This window comes from Streptomyces aurantiacus (assembly GCF_027107535.1).
Classification (GTDB): domain Bacteria; phylum Actinomycetota; class Actinomycetes; order Streptomycetales; family Streptomycetaceae; genus Streptomyces.
On the sequence record NZ_CP114283.1, the window covers coordinates 2,291,212 to 2,317,199 of the forward strand.

At 70.9% G+C, this 25,988-nt stretch carries 25 protein-coding genes; 19 read left to right on the plus strand and 6 right to left on the minus strand.

Annotated elements, in window-relative coordinates:
- From sufC to O1Q96_RS11830, 4 genes are read left to right on the plus strand one after another with little or no spacing between them, the layout of a single operon-like run.
- The gene (gene sufC, locus O1Q96_RS11815) at nucleotides 1-765 is read left to right on the plus strand and encodes a Fe-S cluster assembly ATPase SufC (protein ID WP_269248124.1); all 765 of its coding nucleotides are present in this window, start codon (nucleotides 1-3) and stop codon (nucleotides 763-765) included.
- Nucleotides 762-2,018 carry a cysteine desulfurase gene (locus O1Q96_RS11820; protein ID WP_269248125.1) on the plus strand — a complete coding sequence of 419 codons (1,257 nt, stop codon included), beginning with the start codon at nucleotides 762-764 and terminating at the stop codon, nucleotides 2,016-2,018. Before sufC ends, O1Q96_RS11820 begins: the two co-directional genes overlap by 4 nt.
- A gap of 16 nt (nucleotides 2,019-2,034) precedes the next feature.
- Nucleotides 2,035-2,502 (plus strand): Fe-S cluster assembly sulfur transfer protein SufU, encoded by a 468-nt coding sequence (gene sufU / locus O1Q96_RS11825; protein WP_217460311.1) that lies wholly within the window; start codon nucleotides 2,035-2,037, stop codon nucleotides 2,500-2,502.
- Nucleotides 2,499-2,831: a metal-sulfur cluster assembly factor gene (locus O1Q96_RS11830; protein WP_217460312.1), complete on the plus strand. Its 333-nt coding sequence runs from the start codon at nucleotides 2,499-2,501 to the stop codon at nucleotides 2,829-2,831. The genes sufU and O1Q96_RS11830 overlap by 4 nt, the downstream gene beginning before the upstream one ends.
- A gap of 114 nt (nucleotides 2,832-2,945) precedes the next feature.
- On the opposite strand, the gene O1Q96_RS11835 is transcribed toward O1Q96_RS11830, so the two are convergent.
- Both O1Q96_RS11835 and O1Q96_RS11840 read right to left on the minus strand, forming a co-directional pair.
- A complete protein-coding gene (locus O1Q96_RS11835; protein WP_269248126.1) occupies nucleotides 2,946-3,791 on the minus strand; it encodes an AbfB domain-containing protein in 846 nt (281 codons plus the stop codon).
- A gap of 375 nt (nucleotides 3,792-4,166) precedes the next feature.
- Nucleotides 4,167-5,918: a hypothetical protein gene (locus tag O1Q96_RS11840; RefSeq protein ID WP_269248127.1), complete on the minus strand. Its 1,752-nt coding sequence runs from the start codon at nucleotides 5,916-5,918 to the stop codon at nucleotides 4,167-4,169.
- Nucleotides 5,919-6,154: 236 nt separating this feature from the next.
- Here O1Q96_RS11840 and O1Q96_RS11845 point away from each other — a divergent pair, with 236 nt between their 5' ends.
- The 7 genes from O1Q96_RS11845 to O1Q96_RS11875 all read left to right on the plus strand — a co-directional run bounded on the left by O1Q96_RS11845 (nucleotide 6,155) and on the right by O1Q96_RS11875 (nucleotide 11,907).
- Nucleotides 6,155-6,475 carry a DMT family transporter gene (locus O1Q96_RS11845; RefSeq protein WP_269248128.1) on the plus strand — a complete coding sequence of 107 codons (321 nt, stop codon included), beginning with the start codon at nucleotides 6,155-6,157 and terminating at the stop codon, nucleotides 6,473-6,475.
- 22 nt (nucleotides 6,476-6,497) lie between these two features.
- Nucleotides 6,498-7,034 (plus strand): TetR/AcrR family transcriptional regulator, encoded by a 537-nt coding sequence (locus O1Q96_RS11850; RefSeq protein ID WP_269248129.1) that lies wholly within the window; start codon nucleotides 6,498-6,500, stop codon nucleotides 7,032-7,034.
- A 142-nt stretch (nucleotides 7,035-7,176) separates the two neighbouring features.
- Nucleotides 7,177-7,770, plus strand: coding sequence for an RNA polymerase sigma factor (locus tag O1Q96_RS11855; RefSeq protein WP_269248130.1), 594 nt, complete (start codon nucleotides 7,177-7,179; stop codon nucleotides 7,768-7,770).
- Between the two features lies 1 nt (nucleotide 7,771).
- Nucleotides 7,772-8,752, plus strand: a complete 981-nt coding sequence (locus tag O1Q96_RS11860; RefSeq protein ID WP_269248131.1) for a CU044_5270 family protein — start codon at nucleotides 7,772-7,774, stop codon at nucleotides 8,750-8,752.
- A gap of 163 nt (nucleotides 8,753-8,915) precedes the next feature.
- Complete coding sequence (gene dapD, locus O1Q96_RS11865) at nucleotides 8,916-9,905, plus strand: 2,3,4,5-tetrahydropyridine-2,6-dicarboxylate N-succinyltransferase (protein WP_269248132.1); 990 nt, start codon at nucleotides 8,916-8,918, stop codon at nucleotides 9,903-9,905.
- Nucleotides 9,906-10,114: 209 nt separating this feature from the next.
- On the plus strand, nucleotides 10,115-10,672 hold the full coding sequence (locus O1Q96_RS11870) for a SigE family RNA polymerase sigma factor (protein ID WP_269253573.1): 558 nt from the start codon (nucleotides 10,115-10,117) through the stop codon (nucleotides 10,670-10,672).
- Entirely contained in the window at nucleotides 10,669-11,907 is a 1,239-nt protein-coding gene (locus O1Q96_RS11875; protein ID WP_269248133.1) for a WD40 repeat domain-containing protein, read from the plus strand. The genes O1Q96_RS11870 and O1Q96_RS11875 overlap by 4 nt, the downstream gene beginning before the upstream one ends.
- 31 nt (nucleotides 11,908-11,938) lie before the next feature.
- Here the strand turns inward: O1Q96_RS11875 and dapA are convergent, their stop codons facing one another.
- The gene (gene dapA / locus O1Q96_RS11880; RefSeq protein ID WP_269248134.1) at nucleotides 11,939-12,844 is read right to left on the minus strand and encodes a 4-hydroxy-tetrahydrodipicolinate synthase; all 906 of its coding nucleotides are present in this window, start codon (nucleotides 12,842-12,844) and stop codon (nucleotides 11,939-11,941) included.
- 264 nt (nucleotides 12,845-13,108) lie between these two features.
- On the opposite strand from dapA, the gene O1Q96_RS11885 reads away from it, so the two are divergent.
- Both O1Q96_RS11885 and O1Q96_RS11890 read left to right on the plus strand, forming a co-directional pair.
- Entirely contained in the window at nucleotides 13,109-13,522 is a 414-nt protein-coding gene (locus O1Q96_RS11885; protein ID WP_269248135.1) for a phage holin family protein, read from the plus strand.
- Nucleotides 13,519-13,983 (plus strand): DUF3618 domain-containing protein, encoded by a 465-nt coding sequence (locus O1Q96_RS11890; RefSeq protein WP_269248136.1) that lies wholly within the window; start codon nucleotides 13,519-13,521, stop codon nucleotides 13,981-13,983. Before O1Q96_RS11885 ends, O1Q96_RS11890 begins: the two co-directional genes overlap by 4 nt.
- A 156-nt stretch (nucleotides 13,984-14,139) precedes the next feature.
- Here O1Q96_RS11890 and O1Q96_RS11895 read toward each other — a convergent pair whose 3' ends face one another.
- Nucleotides 14,140-15,138, minus strand: coding sequence for a YihY/virulence factor BrkB family protein (locus O1Q96_RS11895; protein WP_269248137.1), 999 nt, complete (start codon nucleotides 15,136-15,138; stop codon nucleotides 14,140-14,142).
- A gap of 126 nt (nucleotides 15,139-15,264) precedes the next feature.
- Between O1Q96_RS11895 and O1Q96_RS11900 the strand changes: the two genes are divergently transcribed.
- The 3 genes from O1Q96_RS11900 (at nucleotide 15,265) to O1Q96_RS11910 (ending at nucleotide 17,902) form a co-directional block, all read left to right on the plus strand.
- Complete coding sequence (locus O1Q96_RS11900) at nucleotides 15,265-15,966, plus strand: antibiotic biosynthesis monooxygenase (RefSeq protein ID WP_269248138.1); 702 nt, start codon at nucleotides 15,265-15,267, stop codon at nucleotides 15,964-15,966.
- Nucleotides 15,967-16,472: 506 nt separating this feature from the next.
- Entirely contained in the window at nucleotides 16,473-17,144 is a 672-nt protein-coding gene (locus O1Q96_RS11905) for an ArsR/SmtB family transcription factor (protein ID WP_269248139.1), read from the plus strand.
- A 20-nt stretch (nucleotides 17,145-17,164) separates the two neighbouring features.
- Complete coding sequence (locus tag O1Q96_RS11910; protein WP_269248140.1) at nucleotides 17,165-17,902, plus strand: SRPBCC family protein; 738 nt, start codon at nucleotides 17,165-17,167, stop codon at nucleotides 17,900-17,902.
- Between the two features lie 121 nt (nucleotides 17,903-18,023).
- Here O1Q96_RS11910 and O1Q96_RS11915 read toward each other — a convergent pair whose 3' ends face one another.
- Nucleotides 18,024-19,856: an endonuclease/exonuclease/phosphatase family protein gene (locus O1Q96_RS11915; RefSeq protein ID WP_269248141.1), complete on the minus strand. Its 1,833-nt coding sequence runs from the start codon at nucleotides 19,854-19,856 to the stop codon at nucleotides 18,024-18,026.
- Between the two features lie 454 nt (nucleotides 19,857-20,310).
- Between O1Q96_RS11915 and O1Q96_RS11920 the strand changes: the two genes are divergently transcribed.
- Complete coding sequence (locus tag O1Q96_RS11920) at nucleotides 20,311-21,738, plus strand: hypothetical protein (RefSeq protein WP_269248142.1); 1,428 nt, start codon at nucleotides 20,311-20,313, stop codon at nucleotides 21,736-21,738.
- 192 nt (nucleotides 21,739-21,930) lie between these two features.
- Here the strand turns inward: O1Q96_RS11920 and O1Q96_RS11925 are convergent, their stop codons facing one another.
- A complete protein-coding gene (locus O1Q96_RS11925) occupies nucleotides 21,931-22,125 on the minus strand; it encodes a hypothetical protein (RefSeq protein WP_217460329.1) in 195 nt (64 codons plus the stop codon).
- 310 nt (nucleotides 22,126-22,435) lie between these two features.
- On the opposite strand from O1Q96_RS11925, the gene O1Q96_RS11930 reads away from it, so the two are divergent.
- Complete coding sequence (locus tag O1Q96_RS11930; RefSeq protein ID WP_269248143.1) at nucleotides 22,436-23,884, plus strand: alkaline phosphatase PhoX; 1,449 nt, start codon at nucleotides 22,436-22,438, stop codon at nucleotides 23,882-23,884.
- Between the two features lie 501 nt (nucleotides 23,885-24,385).
- Nucleotides 24,386-25,969, plus strand: a complete 1,584-nt coding sequence (locus O1Q96_RS11935) for a TROVE domain-containing protein (protein WP_269248144.1) — start codon at nucleotides 24,386-24,388, stop codon at nucleotides 25,967-25,969.
- Nucleotides 25,970-25,988 lie beyond the last annotated feature (19 nt).

Here is a 25,988-nt window from a genome sequence, read left to right on the forward strand (position 1 = left end):
ATGGCAACGCTTGAAATCCGAGACCTGCACGTCACCGTCGAGGCCGACAACGCCACGAAGGAGATCCTCAAGGGCGTCGACCTCACCGTGAAGCAGGGCGAGACGCACGCCATCATGGGCCCGAACGGCTCCGGCAAGTCGACGCTCGCCTACTCCCTCGCGGGTCACCCGAAGTACACGATCACCGGCGGCACCGTCACCCTCGACGGTGAGGACGTCCTGGAGATGTCCGTCGACGAGCGTGCCCGCGCGGGCCTGTTCCTGGCGATGCAGTACCCGGTCGAGGTCCCCGGTGTCTCGGTCTCCAACTTCCTGCGCACCTCCGCCACCGCGATCCGCGGCGAGGCCCCCAAGCTGCGGCTGTGGGTCAAGGAGGTCAAGGAGGCCATGGAGCGTCTCAACATGGACACCTCCTTCGCCGAGCGCAACGTGAACGAGGGCTTCTCCGGCGGTGAGAAGAAGCGCCACGAGATCCTCCAGCTGGAGCTGCTCAAGCCGAAGATCGCGATCCTCGACGAGACGGACTCCGGCCTGGACGTCGACGCCCTGCGCGTCGTCTCCGAGGGCGTCAACCGCGTCCGTGAGACCGGTGAGGTCGGCACCCTGCTGATCACGCACTACACGCGCATCCTGCGCTACATCAAGCCCGACCACGTGCACGTCTTCTCCGGCGGCCGGATCGTCGAGTCCGGCGGCGCCGAACTCGCCGACAAGCTGGAGAACGAGGGCTACGAGGTATACACGAAGGGTGGCGCATCAGCGTGACGCAGTTGCCGGGCCTCCTCGACACCGAGGCGATCCGTAAGGACTTCCCCATCCTGGACCGCCGGGTCCACGACGGTAAGAAGCTCGTGTACCTGGACAACGCGGCGACCTCGCAGAAGCCGCGCCAGGTGCTGGACGCACTCAGCGGCTACTACGAGAACTACAACGCCAACGTCCACCGCGGCGTGCATGTGCTCGCGGAGGAGGCCACGGCGCTGTACGAGGGCGCGCGCGACAAGGTCGCCGCGTTCATCAACGCGCCGAGCCGCGACGAGGTGATCTTCACGAAGAACGCCTCCGAGTCGCTCAACCTCGTGGCCAACATGCTCGGCTGGGCCGACGAGCCCTACCGCGTGGACCACGAGACCGAGATCGTCATCACGGAGATGGAGCACCACTCCAACATCGTGCCGTGGCAGCTGCTGGCGCAGCGCACGGGCGCGAAGCTGAAGTGGTTCGGCCTCACCGACGACGGCCGTCTCGACCTGTCCAACATCGACGAGATCATCAACGAGAAGACGAAGATCGTCTCCTTCGTGCTGGTGTCGAACATCCTGGGCACGGTCAACCCGGTCGAGGCGATAGTGCGCCGCGCGCAGGAGGTCGGTGCGCTGGTCTGCATCGACGCCTCCCAGGCCGCCCCGCACATGCCGCTGGACGTGCAGGCGCTGCAGGCCGACTTCGTGGCCTTCACCGGCCACAAGATGTGCGGCCCGACCGGCATCGGCGTCCTGTGGGGCCGCCAGGAGCTGCTGGAGGACCTGCCTCCGTTCCTCGGCGGCGGCGAGATGATCGAGACGGTGTCGATGCACTCGTCGACGTACGCTCCCGCCCCGTACAAGTTCGAGGCGGGCACCCCGCCGATCGCCCAGGCGGTCGGTCTCGGTGCGGCGATCGACTACCTGAGCGCGATCGGCATGGACAAGATCCTCGCCCATGAGCACGCGCTCACCGAGTACGCGGTGAAGCGGTTCGCGGAGGTCCCGGACCTGCGGATCATCGGCCCGACGACGGCCGAGGACCGCGGCGCGGCGATCTCGTTCACGCTGGGTGACATCCACCCGCACGACGTGGGCCAGGTCCTCGACGAGCAGGGCATCGCGGTCCGGGTGGGACACCACTGCGCCCGCCCCGTCTGCCTGCGCTACGGAATTCCTGCGACCACGCGAGCGTCGTTCTATCTGTACTCCACGCCGGCCGAGATCGACGCACTGGTCGACGGTCTGGAGCACGTACGGAACTTCTTCGGCTGAGGGGCGTGCTGAAACCGTGAAGCTGGATTCGATGTACCAGGAAGTCATCCTGGACCACTACAAGCACCCGCACGGCCGGGGCTTGCGGGACGGCGACGCCGAGGTGCACCACGTCAACCCGACGTGCGGCGACGAGATCACCCTGCGCGTGAAGTACGACGGCACGACGATCAGCGACGTCTCGTACGAGGGCCAGGGCTGCTCCATCAGCCAGGCCTCGGCCTCCGTGCTGAACGAGCTCCTCGTCGGCAAGCAGCTCACCGACGCGCAGAAGATCCAGGAGACCTTCCTGGAGCTGATGCAGTCCAAGGGCCGCATCACACCGGACGACGCGATGGAGGAGGTCCTGGAGGACGCGGTCGCGTTCGCCGGGGTCTCCAAGTACCCGGCCCGCGTCAAGTGCGCGCTGCTGAGCTGGATGGCCTGGAAGGACGCGACGGCCCAGGCCCTGGGCGAGGCCGGCGCCGAAAGGAAGACGGCATGAGCGAGACCATCGAGATGAAACCGGCCTCGGAGGAAGAAGTCCGAGAGGCCCTGTACGACGTGGTCGACCCCGAGCTGGGCATCGACGTCGTCAACCTCGGGCTGATCTACGGCATCCACGTCGACGACGCGAACATCGCGACGATCGACATGACCCTGACGTCGGCGGCCTGTCCGCTGACCGACGTCATCGAGGACCAGGCCAAGTCCGCCACGGACGGCATCGTCAACGAACTGCGCATCAACTGGGTGTGGATGCCGCCGTGGGGCCCGGACAAGATCACGGACGACGGCCGTGACCAGCTCCGGGCGCTGGGCTTCAACGTCTGACACCCGGCTGTACGAGCGAGGCCCCCGGCATGTCCGCCGGGGGCCTCGCTCGTGTGGGGGCGGTGTCGCGCGTCGGCGGACACCGTGAGCGGCTCGCTCAGCCCGGTCTCTTGCTCAGCTCAATCCCTTGACCAGCCGGAACGCCGAGTCCGCCAGGTAGAGCTGGTTGTACTCGGCCGGGTCCAGACGGAGCTCGAAGTTGCGGTGGCGCAGGAAGCGGCCGCGGAAGTTGTACGACTCCAGCGCGACGGCTCCGGAGTGGACCGACGGGCGGGGGCAGAACGTGGCGTCCTGCTTGAAGTACTCGGAGCCGTCGTGCCGGTCCGCACGCAGGCGGAAGTTCTGGTGGCGCAGGTAGCGCTTGTCGCCCAGCGAGAAGGAGACACAGCTGGAGTCGGCGATGCCGGGGACGACCTTGAAGGAGGCCTCCTGCCTGGTCCGGGACGAGCTGTGGGAGCTCACCTGGTCGAGGCGTACCGAGTCGTACGAGAGGTGCCAGTAGCGGTCCGGGTAGTTGACCGCCCGGACGGACTTCAGCGGGGTGGACGGCTTGGGGGAGGCGGACTTCGAGGGCCGCGTGACGGGATCGGGCTTCGCGCCGCCCTGCTGCTTGTCCTCGGGTGCGGAGGACGTGCCGTCCTCCTTCTCCTTGGGGCCCTCCGGAGCGGCCAGGCCGCTCTTCCCACTCGGTGCCGTCGCGGCGGGCACGCGGGGCGTGACCGGTTCGTCCGCGGCGGACGTGGTGTTCTGCTTCTGGTCCTTCGTCGACGTGCCCGTGCCGTCCTCCAGCACGGTCACCGCCGTCACGGTGGAGGCGAGGACCGCCACGAGGAGTGCTCCGGCCAGCCAGAGCCTGCGTGTTCCGGGTATGCGGGACTCGTCCAGGGATTCGCCGGTCTCCCACACCTTCGGGGGGTGGGCCGACGGGTCGGGAGCCGACCCGGTCTTTCTTTCTGGCATGCGCGGTTCCCCCAGCGTCGCCGAGGGCGGACGCGGATCGGTCATGTGTCGTGGCACAAGGGCGTGGCACAAGAAGGAGGCGGAGGTCGCGGGCACGCGGTACGGCTGTGGCCGGGGGATCCGCGTGCGCGACGAGGGGAACATTAGTGGAACCTGTGCGCTTCGAGTAAGCGTTTCTGAGAGCGGTTTCCGCCGGAAGCCGCAACGACTGTCCGACAGTTGCCGCCGATCGTCGAACGTGTCGGCCGGGAAAGATAGTTCAAGGCTTAAGGATTAGAGATCAGGGCCCTGAGGAGGCGGTTCCGGCGCCCGAAGGGGGAGTTCGGGCGCCGAAGCGGATCCACGCGTGCGGCCGGGGGGATTTCCTCTCAGGGCCTAACGCGCACCGAAGGCCGACAGGAGCGTGGCGATCCGTTCGCGGCCTCCGCCGTTCTGGACCGGGGCCGCCGTCAGGACGTCCAGGTGCTGGTAACCCGGAAGGACGATGGGGTTCTTGTCCGCCGGCACGTGGTCGGCGAGGATGCCGTCACCCGCGACGAAGGTGATCGCCGGATTGGCGGTCGGGCCTGCGGAGTGCACCATGTGCCGTGCGATTCGCGGGTCGTCCACCAGGGATATGTCCGTGATGAGCTTCGTCGGGAAGTAGTCCTCGGTGAAGTCCAGCGGCTGCTCGGAGAGACTGCGGGCCAACTCCCCGATGTCCGACACCTCCTTGGCGGCCGTCGTGAACGGCGTGCCGTCGGCCGAGCGGTGCACCGGGTCGTCCGCCGCGCCCACCCGGTCGAAGTTGCGCCAGGTGTAGAGAGGGCCGCCCGGCTCGTCCGGGATCGCCTTCAGCTCCGTTCCGAACAGGGCGGGCGAGCCCTGGACGTCGTTCGAGACCGGGAAGTTCTTGTCGGCGATCCGGCCGCCGTCGAAGAGGCCCACGCTGGTCTGGATGAAGGACAACGGAGCCGAGTTGTCGTCCATGAAGGCGCCCAGGACCGCCTCGTTGGTGAGGCGGAAGTCGCGGATCGTCGGCTTTCCGCTCAGGAACACGGCCGCGTTCTTCGAGAACATCGTGCGGGACGTCGTCTCGATGTTGGTGTTCTCCGGCAGCGCGTCCTGGAGCGTTGACTGTGTGTCGGGTGCGGTGCGCGCGGCCAGTCCGCTGATCGCGAGCACGTTCATGATCTCCGGGTTGAGCACCGCAGGAAGCGCGAGAAAGCGGGGCAGGACGCCGGTACGCAGGCCGGCTTGTACGGCGGTGAAGCCGAGGCCCGTCTCCGGGACCATGCCCTTGGGCAGCAGGCCGCCGTCGAGGGTGCCCGAACCGCCGTTCAGGTCGTCGAGGTTGACGGCGATCGTCGTGTCCAGGGCGAAGTAGCCCGCGCACTGGTTGAAGCCCGCGTCCGCCTTCGTCGCGCTGTTCCCGTCGAAGTCCCAGGTGGAGAAGACGCCGGTGAGCACCCCGCCGAGCGAGTGCCCGCCGCACAGCACCTTCTCCTTGCGCAGCTTCTGGTCGGGCAGTTCGGCGGTCAGCAGGTCGTACTGGTCCCGGACGGTCTGCTCCAGGCCGACCTCGCCGAGCCAGCCCACCTGATCGCTCGTCAGGAATCCGTCGAAGGCGCGGCCGTCCACCTTCTGGCCCCCGTAGTAGTAGCCGACCGCCTTCCCCACGCTGCCCGTCGCGACCCCGGCGTTATCCTCCAGGCAGTTGGAGCGCCGGTCCAGCGCCCAGAACTCGATGTGGTCGCCCTGGTCCGCCGCCGCCCGCACCGTGTTGCGGGCCACGCTGTCGAAGGCGCCCGCGCCCTCCAGGATGCCGGGCTGGGCGACCAGGATCCGGTCGGCGTCGGCCGACCTCGACGGTCCGTCGGAGGAGCGGTAGCGCAGGTACGACAGCCGGTCGCAGCGCGCCGGGTGGGCCCCGACGGAGGCCGGCAGCGGGATCCGCAGCGAGACCTGGGTCTCCGTGATGCCCTTGACCGGGGACGCGGAGGACACCGGTGTCTCGGTGCGGGCCCCGTCGGCGGCGGCCGGCGCCCCGCCGGCCGAGGGTGTCGCGGTCAGCGCGGCCACGGCGAGCGCTCCCGCCGCCAGTGGGCGCAGCCACCGGGCGCGACGAGGGGGGACTCCAGTGCTCATGTTTGTCTCCATGGGTGCGACAGCGGTCCGGAGTGCCGCACAGTAACCAGCGGTAACTGCCCTGTTCCATAAGGAAAACGAGCGAACGAGGGAAGCTCGGTGCGCACATTCGCACAGCCGGCCGTCGCGGGGTCCGCGTGGCGCCGACGGGGACCGCGGCCACGGGAGGTGCGCGTCCCGGACGGGCTTTCCGGTTCTGCGTACGGGCGTACATATCGATGCGTACCTTCGTACGCATGGGATACGCGCTGCTCACCGGAGCCATCGCCGCGGAAGTGGCCGCCACGACCGCCATGAAGTACAGCGACGGCTTCAGCAAGCTCTGGCCGTCCGTGCTGACCGCCCTCGGCTACATCATCGCCTTCGTACTGCTCGCGCAGACGCTCAAGACCGTGTCCGTCGGCACGGCGTACGCGATCTGGTCCGGGCTCGGCACGGCGGCCATCGTGGTGATCGGGATCGTGTTCCTCGGGGAGGGGCTGAGCTTCACCAAGTTCGCCGGAACAGCGCTGATCATCGGCGGGGTCGTCGTGCTGAACGTGGGCGGGGCGCACTGATGACTTCGGGCGGCGGCCGCTGATGGCCCGGCGTTACGACCCCGCGCGACGGCAGAGGATCATCGACGCGGCGATCCGCGTCGTGGCCGCCAGGGGTATCGCCGGACTGAGCCACCGCTCGGTGGCGGCCGAGGCGGATGTGCCGCTCGGCTCGACGACGTACCACTTCCGGACCCTCGACGAGCTGATGGTCGCCGCGCTGCGGCAGGCGAACGAGGGCTTCGCGCGGGTGCTCGCCGCGAGGGGCTCCTTCGAGGACACCGACGCCGACCTGGCCGGCGAACTCGCCGCGGTGACGGGCGAGTGGCTGGCGGGCGACCGCGCCGGGGCGGAGCTCGAGTACGAGCTGTACCTCGCCGCCCTGCGCCGCCCCGCCCTGCGCCCCGTCGCCGCCGAATGGTGCCACGACCTCGCCGACCGCATCGGCCGCCGCACGGACCAGGCCACCGCGCGGGCGCTCGTCGCGCTGGTGGACGGCATCTGTCTGCAGGTGCTCCTGACGGGCACGGAGTACGACGAGGCGTACGCCCGCGAGATGCTGGCGCGGATGATCCCCTGAACCCACCCCCTCTGCGTCCCCTTCCCGCGCTGCCCGCCTTCGGCCCTCTCCCTCCGTCCGCCGCGCGGGAACCGTGAACCTTCCGCCGCCCTGCGGGGAACAGGCGGTGAAAGGCTCGGCACGACCAACAGGGGGAGGACTTGTGACCGGACCACCGGCACCGGAGGCCGAGGTGCACGACGACGCCGAGGTCGTCGCCCAGTCTCTGGAGCAACCGGAGCTGTTCGCCCGGCTCTACGACCGGTACGCGCCGGACATCCACCGGTACGTGACCCGGCGGCTCGGGGACGGGGCGGCCGACGACATCACGGCGGACACGTTCCTCACGGCGTTCCGGATCCGCACCCGCTACGACCTGACCCGGGCCAACGCGCGCCCCTGGCTCTACGGCATCGCGGGCAACCTCATCGGCAAGCAGCGCCGCACCGAGGTCCGGGCCCTCAGGGCACTGGCCCGGACCGGGACCGACCCGGTCGCCGCGTCATGGGTGGAGGAGACCGAGAACCGCGTCGCCGCGCAGGCACCGCTCGCCGGCGCCCTGGCCGCACTGCCGGCGGGGGACCGGCACGTGCTGCTGCTCGTCGCCTGGGCCGACCTCACGTACCAGGAGGTCGCGGAGGCCCTGGACATACCCGTCGGGACGGTCCGCTCCCGGCTCAACAGAGCCCGGCGCAAGGTGCGTACCGCCCTGGGCGCCGATCCCGCATTCGTACCGGACACCCCGGAGGTGATCTGACATGGACGAGATGACCGAGGTACGGAACCTCCGTGCGGATGCGCCCGTCCCGGACCGGGCGCGGCTCGCCCCCGGGCGCGCGCGACTGGCCGAGGCGGCGACGACGGGATGGCGGTCCCACGCGGTGTGGGGGCGCCGGAAGTTCGTCATCGCCGCCGTCGTGGCATCGGTGACCGCGGTCGCCGTCACGGCGTCCGTGCTGGCGGAGGGCAGCGACTCCGGCCGGACGGTCCGGCCCGCGGCCTCCCCGAGCGTCAGCCTGAAGGGGATGAGCGCGGCCGAGCTGCTGGAACGGGCGGCCCGGGCGGTGGAGCGGCAGGGACCGGTCACGGTGCCGCGCGCCAAGCAGTGGATCTACACCGAGACCGTCCAGGAGGACGGACGGAAGCCCCCCGAGGAGGGGCGGACGAACCACTTCAGCTCCCGGCAGTGGATCCGCTACGACGGCAGCGCCATCGGCTCCGTCCTGCCCATGCCGGGGGCGAAGCTCGAGATCCGCAGCATGCGGCTGGAGAACGGGGGAGAGGGCGACGACCGCTCGCCGCGCGAGATGTACCGGTTCATGACCACCGTGCCGGCCGACGGTGAGAAGGCGCTCGAGGTGATCCGCGACGAGCACGCGATCGGGGACATCGAGGGAGAGACCGAGACGCAGCGGGACTACCGGGAGATCAGCGTCCTCCTCGACACCCAGGTGATGCCGTCCGAAGGGCTGGCCGGGCTCTACCGCGCGCTCGCGACCCTGCCGGGCGGCGAGGTCACCGACCACGTCGTACGGAACGCCGCCGGACGCCCGGTGATCGCACTGCGGTACGAGGGGACGGACGCCGGGCCGAAGGGCCTGAACATGGGAGACGAGTGGCTGCTCGACCCGCAGACCTACCGGGTCGTCGGCAGGCGGCTCACCGAGGGCGGCAAGGTCGTCGGCGGCAACTCGACCGTGGCCATGGCGGTGGTCGACAAGGCCGGCCGTCGCAGCTGACCCCATGAGCACGGGCGGTCCGCGCCACGGGGGTGCGAGGACCGCCCGGACACCCGGCCGGACGCGCTCGGGGAACGGACGCCACGCCCGTTCGGCGCCCGTTCCCTGAGACGGCCCGTCCACGAGTTCGCCCGGACGGCTCCGCGCCCGTTAGGTTTCCCTCATGACCGACACGACTGCTACACGCACCACCGGCGCCGTCGCCGCCGGGCTCGCCACGATCGCCACCGACGGCACCGTCCTCGACACGTGGTACCCGGCTCCCGAACTGGTCGCCGAGCCCGGCCCCTCCGGCTCCGAGCGGCTGCCCGCCGAACGCGCGGTGGAACTGCTCGGCGAGGGCGCCGTGAAGGCGATCGGCCCGGACGCCCGCCGGGGCGTCGAAGTGGTCGCGGTCCGTACGGTCATCGCCTCGCTCGACGAGAAGCCGGTCGACGCGCACGACGCCTACCTGCGCCTGCACCTGCTCTCGCACCGGCTGGTGAAGCCGCACGGGCAGAGCCTCGACGGGCTGTTCGCCCACCTCGCCAACGTCGCCTGGACCTCGCTCGGCCCGGTCGCGGTGGACGATGTGGAGAAGGCCCGGCTGAACGCCCGCGCCGAGGGCCTCCACCTGGCCGTGACGTCCATCGACAAGTTCCCGCGCATGACCGACTACGTGGCGCCGAAGGGCGTCCGCATCGCCGACGCCGACCGGGTCCGTCTCGGCGCGCACCTCGCCGAGGGCACCACGGTCATGCACGAGGGCTTCGTGAACTTCAACGCCGGCACGCTCGGCACGTCGATGGTCGAGGGCCGTATCTCCGCCGGTGTCGTGGTCGGCGACGGCTCGGACATCGGCGGCGGCGCCTCCACCATGGGCACGCTGTCGGGTGGCGGCAACGTCCGCATCACCATCGGCGAGCGCTGCCTGATCGGGGCGGAGGCGGGCGTCGGCATCGCCCTCGGTGACGAGTGCGTCGTCGAGGCCGGGCTGTACGTCACCGCCGGGACCCGGGTCACGATGCCCGACGGCCAGATCGTCAAGGCCCGTGAGCTGTCCGGTGCCTCCAACATCCTGTTCCGCCGCAACTCGGTCACCGGGAAGGTGGAGGCGCGGCCGAACAACGCGGTGTGGGGCGGCCTCAACGAGGTGCTCCACAGCCACAACTGAGCCGCGCCGCGACCTGCTCGAACCGAGCGCCCTCCCACAGCCGTGGGAGGGCGCTCGGCGTTGTGCGGGCACCCGCCGGCCCGCGCGCCGCGGCCGGAGCCGACCGGACCGTGAGAATTTCTCATCGCATGCGGCATAGCGGCAGGCACCCCCGCGCGTCAGTACGAGTGGGAGCGGGGGGACGAACCCGCGGGGAAGAGAAGGTGACGATGGATGCCCAGGGGCACGAGCGGTTCCATGAGTTCGTGGAGAACCGGTCGTCGGCGCTGCTGAAGACAGCTGTGCTGCTCAGCGGCGGGGACCGGCACGCGGCCGAGGACCTGTTGCAGAACGCGTTGATCAAGGCCGCCGGGCGGTGGCATCGGATCGACGAGCCGGAGGCGTACGTACGGCAGATCCTGTACCGGCAGCAGGTGAGCCGGTGGCGGCTGAAGTGGCGGCGGCGGGAACTGACCGTCGCCGAGCCGCCCGAGGCGACGGGCGGCGCCGACGCCTCCTCCGCCACCGAGCTGCGGATCGTGATGCGGGGAGCGCTGGCGCGGCTCACCGCCCGGCAGCGGACCGTGCTCGTGCTGCGGTACTTCGAGGACCTGCCGGAGGCCGACGTGGCCCGCATCCTCGGCTGCTCGGTCGGGACCGTGCGGTCCACCACACACCGCTCGCTCGCCCGGCTGCGCGCCCTGGCGCCGGAGCTGGCCGTCCTCGGCCTGTCCGACGCCGAACAGAACCCGTCCCGTGACTTCTCGCCAGTGGAGGTACGTCCGTGAACATGGATCAGCTCGTCCGCGACGCCCTGCACGAGCAGGCCTCGGAGACCACGACCCCGCAGCCCGGCTTCGCGGGCCGCGTCCTCGCCGTCCGCCGCCGCCGCCGTACCCGTACGATCGCCGGCGCCGCGGTCGCCACGGCGGTCGCCGTCGCCGTCGGAGTGGCCGTCCCGGTCCTGTACGACGGCAAGGACGAGTCGCGGCTCGCCACCCAGATGAACCAGAGCGACATCATCGCCCACCCGGACCAGACACCCCCGCGCGACTTCATCGCGGTGGGCGACACCGCGATGGCCGCCTACTACACGGCCGGCACCGTCCTGACGGGCGCGGACCGGGGCGTGTTCCAGCGCAGCTACCACCTGCTCGACCAGAAGACCGGCAAGTACGTGAAGAGCCCGAAGTGGTCCTTCCTGGACGTCGCTCCCGGCATGCGCACCGCCGCCGTCCTGGAGAAAGGGCTGCCCACCAAGCGGATCGGGCTGCTCGACCTGCTCACCGGCGAGGTCGAGCGCTGGATCACCGTCGACCGCGCCGTCGCGGGCGTCAGCTTCTCGGCCGACGGCAGCAAGCTCGTGGCGACGACGTACAGCAAGAACCCCGACATGCAGGAGCTGGCTCCCAACGACGCCGACGGGGACGGCAAGAAGAACGACTGGGGACCGCAGTGGGGCGAGTCGCACCGGACCGGCTTCTACGTCCTCGACGCCGACTCCGGCAAGGGATCCTGGAGCAAGGTCACGGTGCACAAGAACGACGACGACATGCCCGGGGGGTCCCTCAACGCCCGCCAGGACTTCGCCTTCAGCGCCGACGCCAAGCTGGTGTACTCGGGGCTCATCATGGAACCCAACGTGCAGTACTACGACTTCGAGGGCAACGAGGTCGCCACGCCGGCCAAGGAGAAGTACCTGCACTGGTCCGTCGACGCCCGCCTCTCCCCGGACGGCAAGCTCGCCGCCGGCGACTTCGCGGGCGGCATCAAGACCACCGCGTCCGAGATCAACGACCCCTACACCGGCAAGCGGCTCCACAAGATCCCCGGCCAGCAGTTGCTCGCCTGGGCCGACAACAAGCGGCTCATCGCCTGGGACATCACACCCGGCTCGAACGAGTTCCACAACCGGCTCGTGCTCGTCACGATCGGCAGTGACAAGACCATCCCGCTGAGCGGTTTCCGCAAGGGGAACGACGGCGCGCCCGGGCGCTGGAACCCGGTCTTCGCCGCCCGCTGAGCGGACGCCGAGCCCTCGGCAGGGACCCCGATCAGGAGGCCACCAGCCGCTCGTACTCGGCCAGCAGCCCGTCGACCACCTCCCGGCCGGCGGGCCGCAGCGGTGCCCGCACCGGACCGGCGGGCAGACCCAGGGAGTTGAGAAGGGCCTTCGCGGTGACCGAGCCCGGCAGGCCCGAGGCCATCATCGCCTCGATGAGCGCGACGGCCCGTCGCTGGCGGTGCGCGGCGCCCCCGGTGTCTCCCGCGTCGAACGCGTCCAGGACGCCCCGCAGCAGACCCGGCACGACGTTGGCCACCGTACTGACGTATCCGGCGGCGCCCACCGCGTACAGGGCCAGCGCGTACTCGTCACAGCCCGCGTAGTACGCGAGATCCGTGCGGGCCAGCACCTTCTGGGTGCCGAGCAGGTCGTACGCGCAGTCCTTCACCGCGACGATCCGCGGATGCCCCGCGAGCCGCAGCATGGTCTCCGGCTCGATCCGGGTGCCGGTGCGGCCCGGGATGTCGTACAGGGCGAGCGGTAGCCCGGAGGCGTCCGCGATGGTCAGGAAGTGTGCCTCGACGGCGTCCTGCGGGGGCTTGCTGTAGTACGGCGTGACCGCCAGCAGGCCGTGCGCGCCCGCCTTCTCGGCGTCCAGCGCGAGCTCGACGGAGTGACGGGTGTCGGCGGTCCCGACGCCGGCGACGATCGCGGCACGGTCGCCGACGGCCTCGGCCACCGCCCGTACGAGCGCGGACTTCTCGGCGTCCGTGGTGGTCGGCGACTCCCCGGTCGTGCCGGACAGCACCAGTCCGTCGCAGCCCTCGGAGACCAGCCGCTCGGCCAGCCGCTGCGCACCGTCCAGGTCGAGCAGCCCCTCGGCGGTGAAGGGCGTGACCATCGCGCAGAGCGCGCGGCCGAAGGGACGAGGACGGGGAGGTGTGGTCGTGGTCATGCAAGCAGTCTCGGCCCGCCGACCTGGAAGCTCCACTTAATTCTCCTACGCGCTATCCGTAAGGAAGGCTACGGAGTGTGTCTCCTGGGGCGCGCTGGGCGCTCGTCCCGGTTCGCGCCACCACGCCGGGTGCGGCGGTCGGTGACCGGTGTCCGGTACCGCCGGCCCGGTGCTGTCCCGCCCAGGCGCTCGCGGCTCCGGGAAGGGGTAGCGGCGGCCCGGCAGGGTACCCGGGCGGCCCCGGACGAAAGGAGGCAGGACGCCATGACCGGGACCACGGACCGGCGGCCGGAGGAGCAGCACTCGGTGGGTGAACTCGTCGGGCAGGCCACGGAACAGCTTTCCGAGCTCGTACGGCAGGAAATACAGCTCGCGAAGGAGGAACTGACGGAGAAGGGGCGGCGTGCGGGGCGCGGCGGCGGGCTGCTCGGCGCGGCCGGTGCCGTCGCCTACGTGGGGCTGATGGCCCTGTCGGCGACCGGCGCCGCCGCACTCTCCCTGGTGCTGCCCGTGTGGGCGGCGGCACTGATCGTCACAGTCGTGCTCTTCGTGGTCGCGGGGGTGCTGGCGAAGACCGGCCGCGCGCAATTCAGCCGCGCCACCCCGCCGCTGCCCGAGCAGGCGATGGACAGCGTGCGGGCCGACGTCGACGAGATCAAGGAAAGGGCGCACCGATGAACGACAGGAACGATGCCGTGCAGGCCGGCGGCGCCACGGACAGTCCCACCGACGCGGCCGAGGGGCCGGAGGAGCTGCGACGCCGGATCGAGACGACCCGAGAGCAACTCGGCGTCACGGTCGAGGAGTTGGCGGCGAAGGTCGACGTACGGGCTCGTGCGAAGGCCCGGAGCGCCGAGCTGAAGGGCAAGGCCGCCGAGGCCGGCCACGTCGTGCAGGGCAAGGCGGCGCAGGCGGGCCACGTCGTACAGGGGAAGGCCACCGAGGCCGGGCATGTCGTGCAGGGCAAGGCCGTCCAGGCCGGGCACGTCGTCCAGGAACACGTGCCGCAGCCGGTGCGCGACGCCGCGACCGCGGTCGTCCAGGCCGGGCTGAGGTACCGCAAGCCCGTCCTGGTCGCCGGGGCCGGAGCGGTCGTGGCGGCCTGGCTGCTGCGTCGGCGGCGCAACGGCCACCGCTGACCGGACGGGTACGCGCACCACCGGCCGGGCGCGGGCGTCATCGACCGGGCGGAGCACGGCGAGCGGCGATCGGGTGGTTCCAGGGCGGCGGCGGGGCGGAGAGGTTCGGCCCCGCCGCCCGCTGTGGTCCTGTCCGGTTCGCCGCTCTTCGCGGTCCTACCCGGTCTCGCCGTCCCCACGGTGACTGCGCAGCCACGAGGCGCGAAGCCGCGCGGGCCACTTCCGGATGTCCCTCGGCTCCACGTACGGCTCCTCGGTCGCCGGCATCCCGTCCGTGATCGCCCGCTCCCGGGCGAGCTCCGCGTCGAACTCCAGGCCGAGCAGGATCGCCAGGTTGGTGAGCCAGAGCCACACCAGGAAGACGATGACGCTCGCGAGCGTCCCGTACGTCTTGTTGTAGAGACTGAAGTGGGCGGCGTAGACCGCGAACGCCGCCGAGGCCAGCAGCCAGAGGACGGCGGCGAGGAGGCTGCCCGGGCTGATCCGGCCGAAGCCGCGGCCGCGGACGTTGGGGGCGGCCCAGTACAGCAGCGTGATCATGAGGACGACCAGCAGCACCAGGACGGGCCACTTGGCGACCGACCACGTGGCGATCGCCGCGTCGCCCAGCCCGAAGGCCGCGCCCACGCGCTCGGCGAGCGGGCCGGTGAACACCACGATCAGCGCGCTCGCGGCGAGCATCAGCATCAGGACGACCGTCAGGGCCAGCCGCAGCGGGGTCAGCTTCCAGACCGGACGGCCCTCCGGGAGGTCGTAGACCGCGTTCGAGGAACGGATGAACGCGGCCACGTAGCCGGACGCGGACCAGACGGCCACGAGGATGCCGACGACCGCGAGAAGGCCGCCGGTGCCGCCGCTGTCGCCGAGCTGGACCACCGCGTCGCGCAGGATGTCCCGGGCCGGGCCCGGGGCGAGCCGCTGGACGTTGTCGAGCAGCCTGTCGGTGACGCGGTCGCCGACCACGCCGAGCAAGGACACCAGGAGCAGGAGCGCGGGGAACAGCGACAGGACCCCGTAGTACGTCAACGCGGCGGCGCGATCGGGGAGTTCGTCGTCCTGGAACTCCTTCACCGTGCGCCGCACCACGGCCCACCACGAGCGTCCGGGCAGCTTGCCGGGGCTGTCCTTCGCCGTCAGGGGCCGGTTCGCTTCCATGACCGGGCGGGTTGCCGCTCCGGCCCGGGTGAACCCTCCGGCGCGACGACCGGGCTTGACCTGAAGTCCGATCGAGGTCGGAGGGTGGGTGCCGCAGGCGTTGAGCAGCGATCACCGGAGGTTGTGATGACCCGTCGTACCGATGTGCACCCCGAACTCACCCGCCCTGAGGTCGGCGCCCCGTTCTTCAGCACCTGGCGGGTGGGGACCCCCGACCGGCAGCGGGCGACGGTGGAGGCGATCGCCGCCACCTGGGAGAGGCGCCCATGGCCGGTCGAGGGGCTGCTCGGGTACTACGTCCACACCGGGGACGACGGCACGACCCTGCTGCACCAGTCGCAGTGGAGGAGCGAGCAGGACTTCGAGGCGTTCGTGAAGGTCCACCGGCAGGAGCGGGTGGACGAGATCGACGTGGCCGTGCCCGGCATCGAGCGGGTGGCACTCGACCGGTACCGCCGGTACCGCAGTGGTGTCCGGCCGGCGGAGACGCGGGTGCCCGGCTGCGTCGTGATCGTCGAGGTGGAGTTCGAAGGGGCGGATCCCGAGCGGCAACGGGCCTGGGTGGACGCGGTGTTCGAGGCCCTGGAGAGCGAGCCCGACCCGCACCCGGGTGGGATCTCCGCCCACTTCCACCTGAGCACCGACGGCACGAAGGTCCTCAACTACGCCGAGTGGGAGAGCGCCGAGGCGCACCTCGAGGCGTTGGGGGCGCCGGGCGACGGCGTGGGATCGGGTACGCCGCTGTGGGAGCGCGTGCAGACGTATCCCGGACTGAAGCGGTCCACGGTCAGCCGCTACACCTACGCCCTCGGTCTCGTCCCGGAGTGAGCCCGACCGGAACTCGGCCGCCGGAGGAATGAACCCGCGGCGGTGATCCGGCGTCTTACCGAGCGCCCTCCGTGGGGACGGGAAGGGCGCCGGTGCGAGGCCCGGGCCCAGGAACACACTCCTGGGCCCGGGCCTCACTCTTCGGCCGCCGGGCTCCGGGCGGGGCGACCTGGATCTCCGTGCGCCTGAGCCCTCGCCCGGTGTGACGACCGCCCGCCTTCCGCCTCTCGCCTCCCGCCTCCCGCCGCCCGGAGTCCCTCGCCCTTGGCGGCCGGCCGCTCGGACGGCAGCCCGCCCGTGTCCGGCCCGAGGGCCCACGGCCGCCGCTGATCGGCATGGCCGCCGCCGCGGTTCATGCGGCTGCCACACCCCTGCGGTCGATGCGACCCCTGCAGCCGATGCGACCCCTGCGGTCGGGACCCCTTGATCGGCACAGCCACCGTCACCGCCATACCGACAATCTGAATCTCCTGGACAAGAAAAGTTTTCGGTGAGACGGTGGAGTCATGCTGGACGTGACCGTGATCGAGGACCCGGCGGCGGCTGTCGCCTCGCTGGACCCCATAAGGAGCAGGCTCCTTGCCGAGCTGGCGGGCGGCCCCGCGTCGGCCGCCATGCTCGCCGGCAAGGTCGGTCTGCCCAGGCAGAAGGTGAACTACCACCTGAAGGAGCTGGAGCGGCACGGCCTGGTCGAGCTGGCGGGCGAGCGACGCAAGGGCAATGTCACCGAGCGGCTGATGCGGGCCACTGCCGCGTCGTACGTCATCTCACCGCTCGCGCTCGCCGCCGTGCAGCCCGACCCGGACCGTTTCCGTGACCACCTCTCCGCCCGCTGGCTGCTCGCGCTCGGCGCCCGGCTCGTACGGGACGTCGGCTCGCTGATCACCGGGGCGGCCAAGGCCCACAAACGGCTGGCCACCTACGCGCTGGACGGCGAGGTGCGCTTCGCGTCGGCCGCCGACCGTGCCGCGTTCATCCAGGAACTCACGGTCGGCGTCGGCGCCCTGATCCGCAAGTACGACGCCGCCGACGCCGAGGGCGGCCGGGACCACCGCATCGTCGTCGCCGTCCACCCCACGGTCAAAGCCGGGGAGCGCCCGCCCGGGCCGCCCTCACCCGGGACACGCCCGCCCGGAACACCCTCGGTCGTGTCCGAACTCACCGATCCACACGCCTAGTCCACGCGCAGGAGCCCACCATGTCCAAGGAATTCGAGATCGCCCGCGAGTTCGAGGTCGATGCCACGCCCGCCCAGGTGTGGGACGCCTTCACCAGTGGTACCGGCGGCTGGCTGTGGCCGCTCGATCCCCCGGAGCCGCACGTGGGCGGCAAGGGGCCCTTCGGGTCCGAGGTCGTCACCTGGGACCCGCCGCACCGCTACACCAACCGCGTCGAGGACGTCGAGGGAATCTCCGAGCAGACCGTCAACCAGCTCGACTACACCGTCGAGCCCCGTGACGACGGCCGGCGCGCCTGGGTGCGGTACGTGCACAGCGGCATCTTCGTCGACGACTGGGACAACCAGTACGACGGCGCCGACAAGCACACGGACTTCTACCTGCACACCCTGCGCGAGTACCTGACGGGCTTCGCGGCCCGGCCGGCCGCCTTCGCCGCGTTCGACGGACCCGACGCGTCCAAGGCCTCCGGCGCCTTCACCGTCGTCGGCCGGGCGCTCGGCCTCGCGGACGAGACCGCCGTAGGAGCACGCGTACGGGTCCAGGGCCCCGACGGGCAGCAGCTCGACGCCGTGCTCGACTACCGCAACCCGTACTTCATCGGGCTGCGGACCGACGACGCCCTCATCCGCTTCTTCGGGCGCAACCACTGGGGCGCGCCCGTCGGCATCAGCGTCCACGACTTCGCACCGGACGCCGACGCCGAGCGGAACGAGACCGCCTGGCAGGGCTGGCTCGACCACGCCTTCGGAGCCTGAGGCCCTCTCCCGTCGAGGTACGCAACGACCGAGCCCGGCCCCCCTGACATCGGGGCCGGGCTCGGTGGCGTACGGCCGGAGAGCCTCCGGCGGGACCGCAACGGCTACGGGGCCGGAACGGCTACGGGCGGAACCGCAGCACCTGCGGGTCGTGGTCGCTGATCTGGTCGGAGAACTCAGCGTTGATGTGCACGCTGTCGTAACTGAAGTCGCAGTCCTCGCGGATCGACGGGCTGATCAGGATCTGGTCGAGGACCTGGCTGTTGCCCTGGTAGTCGTAGCTGTAACGCTCGCTCTTCGGCAGGGACTTGACGGCCGACCACAGGACGCCGTCGTCCTCCAGGAGCTTCGTCGTCTGCGAGAACTCGAAGTCGTTGATGTCGCCGAGCGTGACGACGTCCGCGTTCTTCTGCTTCGCCAGGATGTCCTTGACGAAGGCGTTCACCGCGGTCGCCTGGAGGTGGCGCTGGGTCTCCGAGCTGCGCGCCGGCGGCTGGAACTGCGAGTGCAGGGCCTGGTCGCCGCCCTTCGACGCGAAGTGGTTCGCGATCACGAAGACCGGCTTGCCGCGGAAGGAGAACTCGCCCGCGAGCGGCTTGCGGCTGTTCGTCCACGCGGCGTTCGCCGGGTCGATACGCCCCGGGGAGACCGTCAGCCGCGCCTTGCCCTGCACCTTCGTGACGCCCACGGCGGTCGAGGCGTCGCCGCCCGCGCGGTCCACGAAGGAGACACGTGCCGGGTTGTAGAGGAACGCCTGGCGGATGTTGCCGCCCGGCTCACCGCCGTCCGCGAGGTTCACCGGGTCGATGGAACGCCACTCGTAGGCAGGGCCGCCCGCGGCGACGATCGCGTCGATCAGCTTCTGCATCGTCTGGTCGGCGGCGACCGTACCGTCGTTCTTCGCGCCGTTGTTGTCCTGGATCTCCTCCAGGGACACGATGTCGGGCGACTGGAGGTGGTCCACGATCGCGGCCGCGTGCTCGGCGAACGTGCTGTCCGTCGGGTCGAGGTTCTCGACGTTGTACGTCGCCACCGCGAGCTCCGAACGCGACTGCTTGCGCGTCGTCTCGCGCTCCAGGCCGCCGGCCTTCACCGTGCCCAGGGTGCGGGCGGTCAGCGTGTAGCCGCCGAACTGGGTGTAGTCGAGCGGGCCCTCGGTGGTGCCCTTCAGCGTGTCACCGACGTTCGCCGTCGGGAACGGCTCGGTGGCGCTCGGGATCAGCGACTGGATCTGCAGCCGACCGGTGTTCTGCGCGGAGTAGGCGCCGTAGACGGTGCCACCGCGGCGGTTCGGGTTCTCGTGCGGCTTGACCGTCACCCACAGCTCGGAGAAGGGGTCGGTCGCGGTGACCACGCGCGAGGAGCCGATCGCGACGTTCATGCCCTCCAGGGACTCGTAGTGGTCGAGGGCGTACTTCTTGGGCCGCAGTGTCAGGTTGCCCACCGAACCGTTCGCCGCGGCGTCGCCCTCGGGCGCGTACACGGAGGGTACGGAACGGCTGTCGATGACCGTGGCCTTCGGCAGCGCGTTGCCGCTCGACACCACCGTCACCGTCGGCCGGACGATCTCGGTGACCGACTGGTTGCCGGAGGCGGCGCCGCCCGGCACGAACTCCGTGACGGTGCCCGAGACGGTCACCGAGTCGCCGACCGCGACCTTCGGCGTGGAGCTGGTGAAGACGAAGACGCCCTCACTGGTGGCCGGGTCGGCGTCCGCGGACGGACCCTGGATCCAGAAGCCGCGGGACGAACCGTAGGTCCGTACACCCGTGACGATGCCGGCCACGTCCGTGACCTGCTGGCCCGCGAGCGGGGACGTCCGGGTGGAGCCCTGGATGTCGTGGACGGCGACGGCATCCGCGTGGGCGGGCGAGATGAGAACCACCGAGGAAACCGTGGAACAGACGGCTGCGACGGTGAGCGCGGCTATGCGCGCGGAAGACTTGCTCGGCAACGAAATCCCTCCGGGGACGTGCGTGGGCGCCGGGACGAGGGCGGAACATTCGACGGATGAGGGTGGAGCGGTGCGACAGGACGAACGCGAAGCCGTGGGGAGCCGCGACCGGTGGGGCGGTCGGTGACGCGCGTAGAAGCAGGGCACGGAGTTGCTACCCGTGAGTTTCTACGCGCGTCAATCTCGTGTCTGGCCACGGCACTTGTCAAGGTTTCCGGGGTTAACACTTCTGACAGGTTCATGAACCGGGCGGCATGGGTCCAAATCCGTCTAGGCTGAGGCTGCATTTCCGGGGCGGCTCATGAGCGTTCTCCGGACGGCCCGCGGACCTCGCGCATTTCGTGGCTCGCGGACCCCGTGGACGTCAGGTTCGTCCGTGACGGCCGTCGGAAATGTGCGTCCGAGACGGACGCCGAGATGCACGTCCGACTGTTCGTCCTAGGAGAACCAGCCGATGTCAGACAGCTCCCCCCTGCCGCCGGTGCGTCTGCACTCCGAAGCGGAGCTCGCGCGGGACGCGCTCGCCACACCGCTTCTCTCCCGTGCCGTGCGGCTCGTCCGCTGGGCCGGCCCGGACACCCGGGTCGGTGCCGGTGGCGAACTCGTCGAGGAACTGTTGCCGGCCGCCGCCGCGGAACTGGGGCTCGACGGTGAGGACGCCGCGGCCTGTGCGAGCGAGGCCTGGCGGGTGGCCGTGGACACCGGGCTCGTCGCGGTCGTGGACGAGGAGGAGGGCACGGTCACCGCCGGTGCCGACCTCGGTGTCGTCCTCTCGGGTGCGCCGCAGGACGTGCTGGGCCTGTGGCTCGGCGCCGTGGAGACGGTGCTGGCCGACGCGAGCGTGCCCGACCTGGACGACCTCATGGAGGCCGTGGACGAGGGCGGCGAGATCGACTTCTCCGCACTGGACTGGGATCCCGACGCGGAGGCCGAGTTCCTCGACGGGGTGCTCGGCAACCTCTACCTGCTGACCGCCGGTGAGGACGGGCCCGGCGACGGCCAGGTGCCGCTGCCCGCCCTCGCCGCGTCGATGATCGTGCCGGACGACATGGGCGAGCCCACCAACGACGTCCTGGAGCAGGTGTCGGACGCGATGATGCGGCTCGACGACCAGTTCCGGCTCCTGGAGCCGGTCGGCCTCGTCGACTTCCAGCCCGTCGACGAGGCACTCATGGCCGACATCGACGAGGAACCCGCCGAGCCCGTGGACGACACGGACGTCTCCCGGTACGGGATGGTGCGGCTCACCCCGCTCGGGGTGTACGGCATCAGGGCGCGGCTCCTGGAGGCCGGATTCGCGGCGCCCGCGGTGGGCGACCTCGCGGACAAGGGGGCCGACGTGCTCCTCGACAGCACCTCCACGTTCCCTCCGACGGCCGCACAGGCGGAGACCGAGCAGTGGCTCGCGCGGCGTGAACCCCTCGCTGCCGCACGGGAGTTGCTCACCGCGGCCCGGGGCGCCGACGCGGGGGCGCCGCTGCGTCGGCTGCGCTGCCAGCAGGCCCTGTCCCTCGTCGGCACGGAGGCCTCGCCCGCGCTGCGCGAGGTGCTCGACGATGCCGAGCTGGGCGGGCTCGCCCGGGTCTGGCTCGCCGAGCGGGGCGTACCGGACGTGCCCGCGCCGTCCGAGGAGATGGTCTTCTGGCTGACGGTCGACACGATCGCGGCGCAGCTGGCCGCGGAGGGCAACTCGGAGGAGTTGCAGGCGCTCGTCGAGGGGCTCGCGGCGCAGCACGGCAGTTTCTTCGCGGCGGCGTGGCGGGTGGACCACCCCGCCACACCGGACGTGCTGGAGGCCATGGGGCGGCTGCACCCCGACAAGAAGGTCGCCAAGGAGGCCCGCAAGGCCGCGTTCAAGGCGCGGTCGCAGCAAGGGGGGTAGAAGGGGCAGAGGGGGCAGAGGGGGCTGGAGGGGGGAGGGGACTGGTTACGCCCCGCCGCCCCCAGCGCCGGCTTCCGTCTGAAGCGCCGCCTCCTCCTCGACCGCCGGACGGGCTGATGCTCGGCCTCTCCGGCGCTCGAGGAGCGGGGGATCGCGCGCAGTACCCCGGGAGACAACCCGGGAGACCAGGGGTCAGGGCTCGTCCGAGGGCTCCGGGTCGCCCATGGCGAGGACCCGTACCGGGACCCCTTCGAGCTCGTCCGGGACCACGTCCTGCGGGCTGAGGTGGTCGCGGGCCACCTTGCGGGTGACGAACACGACGATGACGTCCTCGCCGGAGTCCTCGTCGCGGCCGGTACCGACCCCGCTCACGTTGGCCAGTGCCATCAGCCGCTCCTCATGGAGACGGCGTGCCTGACGTGCGTCCACTTCGGCTCGCCTCCCATGGGTCGTGCGGGTCGTTGGTACCGAGATTATTCCGCCCAACAGTTCGGATGCGAGGACTGATGGGCCGTATGGGGTGCCGTCGGCCCGGAAGGGCGGATCGAGCCGCGTTCACGCAAGGGGGGCCCGGGCCGTCGGACGGCGTTCAACCGGTGTTCAGCCACGGGCGGGACCGTGTGGCCGACAGCCGGGTCCGCCACCCTGCGCGCGTCACCCCTCGCCACGGTCACACTCCACCGTCACAGGAGACAGCATGTCGCTCACCCGCAGGGACTTCGCCAGACGATCCGCGATCACCGGTGCCGGTGTCGCCCTGGTCGGCAGCGTCGGCACCCTCGCCACCGCGCCCGGCGCCCTCGCGTCCACGGACACCGAGACCGCGGGCGACGACGCCGACCGGCACGGCGGAGCCGTCGGCTACGGACCGCTCCTGCCCGACCCGAAGGGCATCCTCGCGCTGCCCGCCGGGTTCTCGTACCGCGTCATCACCCACAGCGGGAGGACCAGGCTGGAGTCGGGCGAGTTCACCCCCTCCAACCACGACGGCACGGCCGCCTTCGACGGCCCGCGCGGCACGACCCTCCTGGTCAACAACCACGAGCTGAAGGGCCCGCGCGCCAACTGGAAGTACCCGGTCCCGCTGACCGAGGGCCTCGTCTACGACCCGGCCGCGTCCGGCGGCTGCACGGTCGTCGAGGTGCGTCCCGGCGGCGCGGTCGCCGAGTGGGTCGGCATCGCCGGCACCTCCACCAACTGCGCGGGCGGCAGCACCCCGTGGGGCACCTGGCTCACCTGCGAGGAGAACTCCGACCGGGCCGGCGAGAACGGCATGACCAAGGACCACGGTTACGTCTTCGAGGTCGACCCCTGCGACCGCCGTGCCAACCGGAACCCCAAGCCCCTGAAGTTCTTCGGCCGGTACGACCACGAGGCCGTCGTCATCGACCCCAAGCGCGGCCACGCCTACCTCACCGAGGACGACTCCGAGCCCAACGGCCTGTTCTTCCGCTGGGTCCCGCCGAAGGGCTTCACCCACGGCCGCGGCAAGTTCCGTACCCTCGCCGACAACGCCGGCGTGCTCCAGGCACCCAAGTGCTACGACTCCGGCGGCCGTTACGTCGACGACCTGTCCCGCGCCACGAAGATCGGCACGGTGTACGGGGTCGACTGGGTCGACGTGCCCGACCGCGACGGACGGAAGACCGCCGTGCGCGAGCAGTTCGGCACCGGCGAGGTCACCCGCGCCCGCAAGCTCGAAGGCATGTGGTGGGGCGACGGCGGCGCCTACCTCGTCTCCTCCTACGCCCGCGAGGAGAGCCCGGTCCAGCACGACGGCCAGGTCTGGTTCTACGACCCCAAGCGCCGCACGCTGACCCTGAAGGTGCTGCTGGGGGTGAACCCCGACCCGTCCAAGGACGGTGCCTTCGACGGTCCCGACAACATCACCGTCTCCCCGTACGGCGGCCTCGTCATCGCGGAGGACGGCGAGGGCGTCTCCCACCTCTTCGGCGCGACCGACAGCGGCCGCACCTATCCCATCGCCCGCAACGACCTGAACATCGGCACCGAGGCCGAGCCCGAGTTCAGCGAGTTCACCGGAGTCACCTTCTCGCCCGACGGACGCACCCTGTACGCCAACATTCAGGAGCCGGGCATCATGGTGGCCGTCAAGGGACCGTGGAAGCGTCAGAAGCGCGGCTGAAATACCTGTCCCACAGCGGGAATTAAATCGCTCGCCCGACCCGCGGTACGCCTCCTAGAGTGAACAACGTCCAGGTGCGAAGGCAGGACCTACTTCCACTACTAATGGGGCGGCCGCGGGTTCGAGTCCCGTCACCGGTACCACGCGCCGGTGTAGCTCAGGGGTCAGAGCACCTACGTCGGTTCCGCCGGCCTTGAACTCTGGACACCACAACTTCATGCACCTCCCGGTGCGATGGCCGCGGCTACTTCTCTCTCAAAGAATCCCCGCCGCGGCCGACTTGATCTCGGGAGGCGCAGCACATGGTGTGTGCCCGGTGCGCAGGCAGCGGTTACTTCAGGGATCAGAGGGTTGCGGGTTCGAATCCCGTCATCGGCCTTGGGCCGGTGTAGCTCAATCCGGTAGAGCATCCGATTAAGTCCGCCGCCGAATCCTGATCTCGGGCACGCTCCATTTGCTGCGCCTCCCTCCGAAACACCAATGAATTCGGGGGAATTCACCATGGCGCGATTCAACACCAAGGCGGCGAAGGCCCAGGGCACTTCCCGTGTCACCTCGACCGGCCGCGTCCTGCGCACCTACGAGGGCGGCCGGGGCCAGGAGCGTGACCCGCGCTCCGAGCTCTTCCTGCTGTCGATCGCCAACTTCGTCGCGCAGAAGACCTTCTACGAGGACGGCGACGCGCGCGACGACCGGTTCGCCGCGCTCGTACGGCAGCTCGCCGTCGCGGACCCGTCCTGGACGGCCGCCCTGCTCGACTGGCTGCGCGGCGAGGGCAACATGCGGACCGCGTCGATCGTGGGCGCCGCCGAGTACGTCAAGGCGCGCCTCGACGCGGGCGCCACCGACGGCCCGGCGAACCGGCAGGTCGTCGCCTCCGTGCTGCGGCGCCCCGACGAGCCCGGCGAGCTGCTCGCGTACTGGACCGCGCGGTACGGCCGCGCGGTGCCCAAGCCCGTGAAGCGCGGTGTCGCCGACGCCGTCCGCCGGCTCTACGGCGGCAAGTCGCTGCTGAAGTACGACACCGCGTCCAAGGGCTACCGCTTCGGCGACATCCTCAACCTCGTGCACGCGGCGCCGGACCCGGACAAGCCGTGGCAGGGCGACCTGTTCCGGTACGCCCTCGACCGCCGGCACAACCCGGACACCGCCGTGCCGCCCGCGTCCGACCGGGTGCTCACCGCGCACCGCGAGCTGATGGCGGTGCCGGTGGCGGAGCGGCGAGCGGTGGTGACGTCCGAGGGCGGCGCCGAGCGGCTCGCCGCGGCCGGGATGACGTGGGAGTCGCTGGCCGGCTGGCTCCAGGGGCCGATGGACGCCGCGGCCTGGGAGGCCGTGATCCCGTCCATGGGCGCCATGGCGCTCGTCCGGAACCTGCGCAACTTCGACGAGGCGGGAGTCTCGGACGAGGTGGCGGCCGAGGTCGCCGCGAAGATCAGCGACCCGGCGGAGGTGGCGCGCTCGCGGCAGTTCCCGTTCCGCTACCTCGCCGCGTACCAGCACGCGCCGTCGCTGCGCTGGTCGTACCCGCTGGAGCAGGCGCTCGGCCACTCGCTGGCCAACGTGCCGGCCCTGGGCGGGCGGACGCTCGTCCTCGTCGACCGGTCCGGGTCGATGTTCTACTCGCGGCTGTCCGACCGCTCCGAGCTCAACCGGGCCGACGCGGCGGCGATCTTCGGAACGGCGCTCGCGCTGCGGGCGGCGAACGCCGACCTCGTCGAGTTCGGCACCGGCAGCAAGGCCGTGAAGATCCGCAAGGGCGACTCGGTGCTGAAGACGCTGGGGCGCTTCGGCGACCTCGGCGGCACCAACACGAGTGAGGCGGTGCGCAAGCACTACCGCAAGCACGACCGCGTACTGATCGTCACGGACGAGCAGGCCACGTACAGCCACTACGGTGACCCGACCGAGCAGGTTCCGGCGCACGTGCCGGTCTACACCTGGAACCTCGCCGGGTACCGGGCGGGCCACGCCCCCTCGGGCTCGGGGAACCGGCACACGTTCGGAGGCCTCTCGGACGCGGCCTTCCGGATGGTTCCGCTGCTGGAGGCGGCTCGGGACGCCGACTGGCCCTGGGCCGCCTGAGCGACCGCGAGCACGGTTC

What these genes read in the sequence shown, in the direction of transcription:
- O1Q96_RS11885 (WP_269248135.1), top strand. Translation starts at nt 13,109, where the DNA reads ATGACCGGGACCACGGACCGGCGGCCGGAGGAGCAGCACTCGGTGGGT.
- O1Q96_RS11920 (WP_269248142.1), top strand. Translation starts at nt 20,311, where the DNA reads ATGTCAGACAGCTCCCCCCTGCCGCCGGTGCGTCTGCACTCCGAAGCG.
- O1Q96_RS11910 (WP_269248140.1), top strand. Translation starts at nt 17,165, where the DNA reads ATGTCCAAGGAATTCGAGATCGCCCGCGAGTTCGAGGTCGATGCCACG.
- O1Q96_RS11935 (WP_269248144.1), top strand. Translation starts at nt 24,386, where the DNA reads ATGGCGCGATTCAACACCAAGGCGGCGAAGGCCCAGGGCACTTCCCGT.
- O1Q96_RS11870 (WP_269253573.1), top strand. Translation starts at nt 10,115, where the DNA reads ATGGATGCCCAGGGGCACGAGCGGTTCCATGAGTTCGTGGAGAACCGG.
- O1Q96_RS11860 (WP_269248131.1), top strand. Translation starts at nt 7,772, where the DNA reads ATGGACGAGATGACCGAGGTACGGAACCTCCGTGCGGATGCGCCCGTC.
- O1Q96_RS11930 (WP_269248143.1), top strand. Translation starts at nt 22,436, where the DNA reads ATGTCGCTCACCCGCAGGGACTTCGCCAGACGATCCGCGATCACCGGT.
- sufC (WP_269248124.1), top strand. Translation starts at nt 1, where the DNA reads ATGGCAACGCTTGAAATCCGAGACCTGCACGTCACCGTCGAGGCCGAC.
- O1Q96_RS11840 (WP_269248127.1), bottom strand. Translation starts at nt 5,918, where the DNA reads ATGAGCACTGGAGTCCCCCCTCGTCGCGCCCGGTGGCTGCGCCCACTG.
- O1Q96_RS11890 (WP_269248136.1), top strand. Translation starts at nt 13,519, where the DNA reads ATGAACGACAGGAACGATGCCGTGCAGGCCGGCGGCGCCACGGACAGT.
- O1Q96_RS11895 (WP_269248137.1), bottom strand. Translation starts at nt 15,138, where the DNA reads ATGGAAGCGAACCGGCCCCTGACGGCGAAGGACAGCCCCGGCAAGCTG.
- O1Q96_RS11900 (WP_269248138.1), top strand. Translation starts at nt 15,265, where the DNA reads ATGACCCGTCGTACCGATGTGCACCCCGAACTCACCCGCCCTGAGGTC.
- O1Q96_RS11845 (WP_269248128.1), top strand. Translation starts at nt 6,155, where the DNA reads ATGGGATACGCGCTGCTCACCGGAGCCATCGCCGCGGAAGTGGCCGCC.
- O1Q96_RS11835 (WP_269248126.1), bottom strand. Translation starts at nt 3,791, where the DNA reads ATGCCAGAAAGAAAGACCGGGTCGGCTCCCGACCCGTCGGCCCACCCC.
- O1Q96_RS11850 (WP_269248129.1), top strand. Translation starts at nt 6,498, where the DNA reads ATGGCCCGGCGTTACGACCCCGCGCGACGGCAGAGGATCATCGACGCG.
- dapA (WP_269248134.1), bottom strand. Translation starts at nt 12,844, where the DNA reads ATGACCACGACCACACCTCCCCGTCCTCGTCCCTTCGGCCGCGCGCTC.
- O1Q96_RS11905 (WP_269248139.1), top strand. Translation starts at nt 16,473, where the DNA reads ATGCTGGACGTGACCGTGATCGAGGACCCGGCGGCGGCTGTCGCCTCG.
- O1Q96_RS11925 (WP_217460329.1), bottom strand. Translation starts at nt 22,125, where the DNA reads ATGGCACTGGCCAACGTGAGCGGGGTCGGTACCGGCCGCGACGAGGAC.
- dapD (WP_269248132.1), top strand. Translation starts at nt 8,916, where the DNA reads ATGACCGACACGACTGCTACACGCACCACCGGCGCCGTCGCCGCCGGG.
- O1Q96_RS11830 (WP_217460312.1), top strand. Translation starts at nt 2,499, where the DNA reads ATGAGCGAGACCATCGAGATGAAACCGGCCTCGGAGGAAGAAGTCCGA.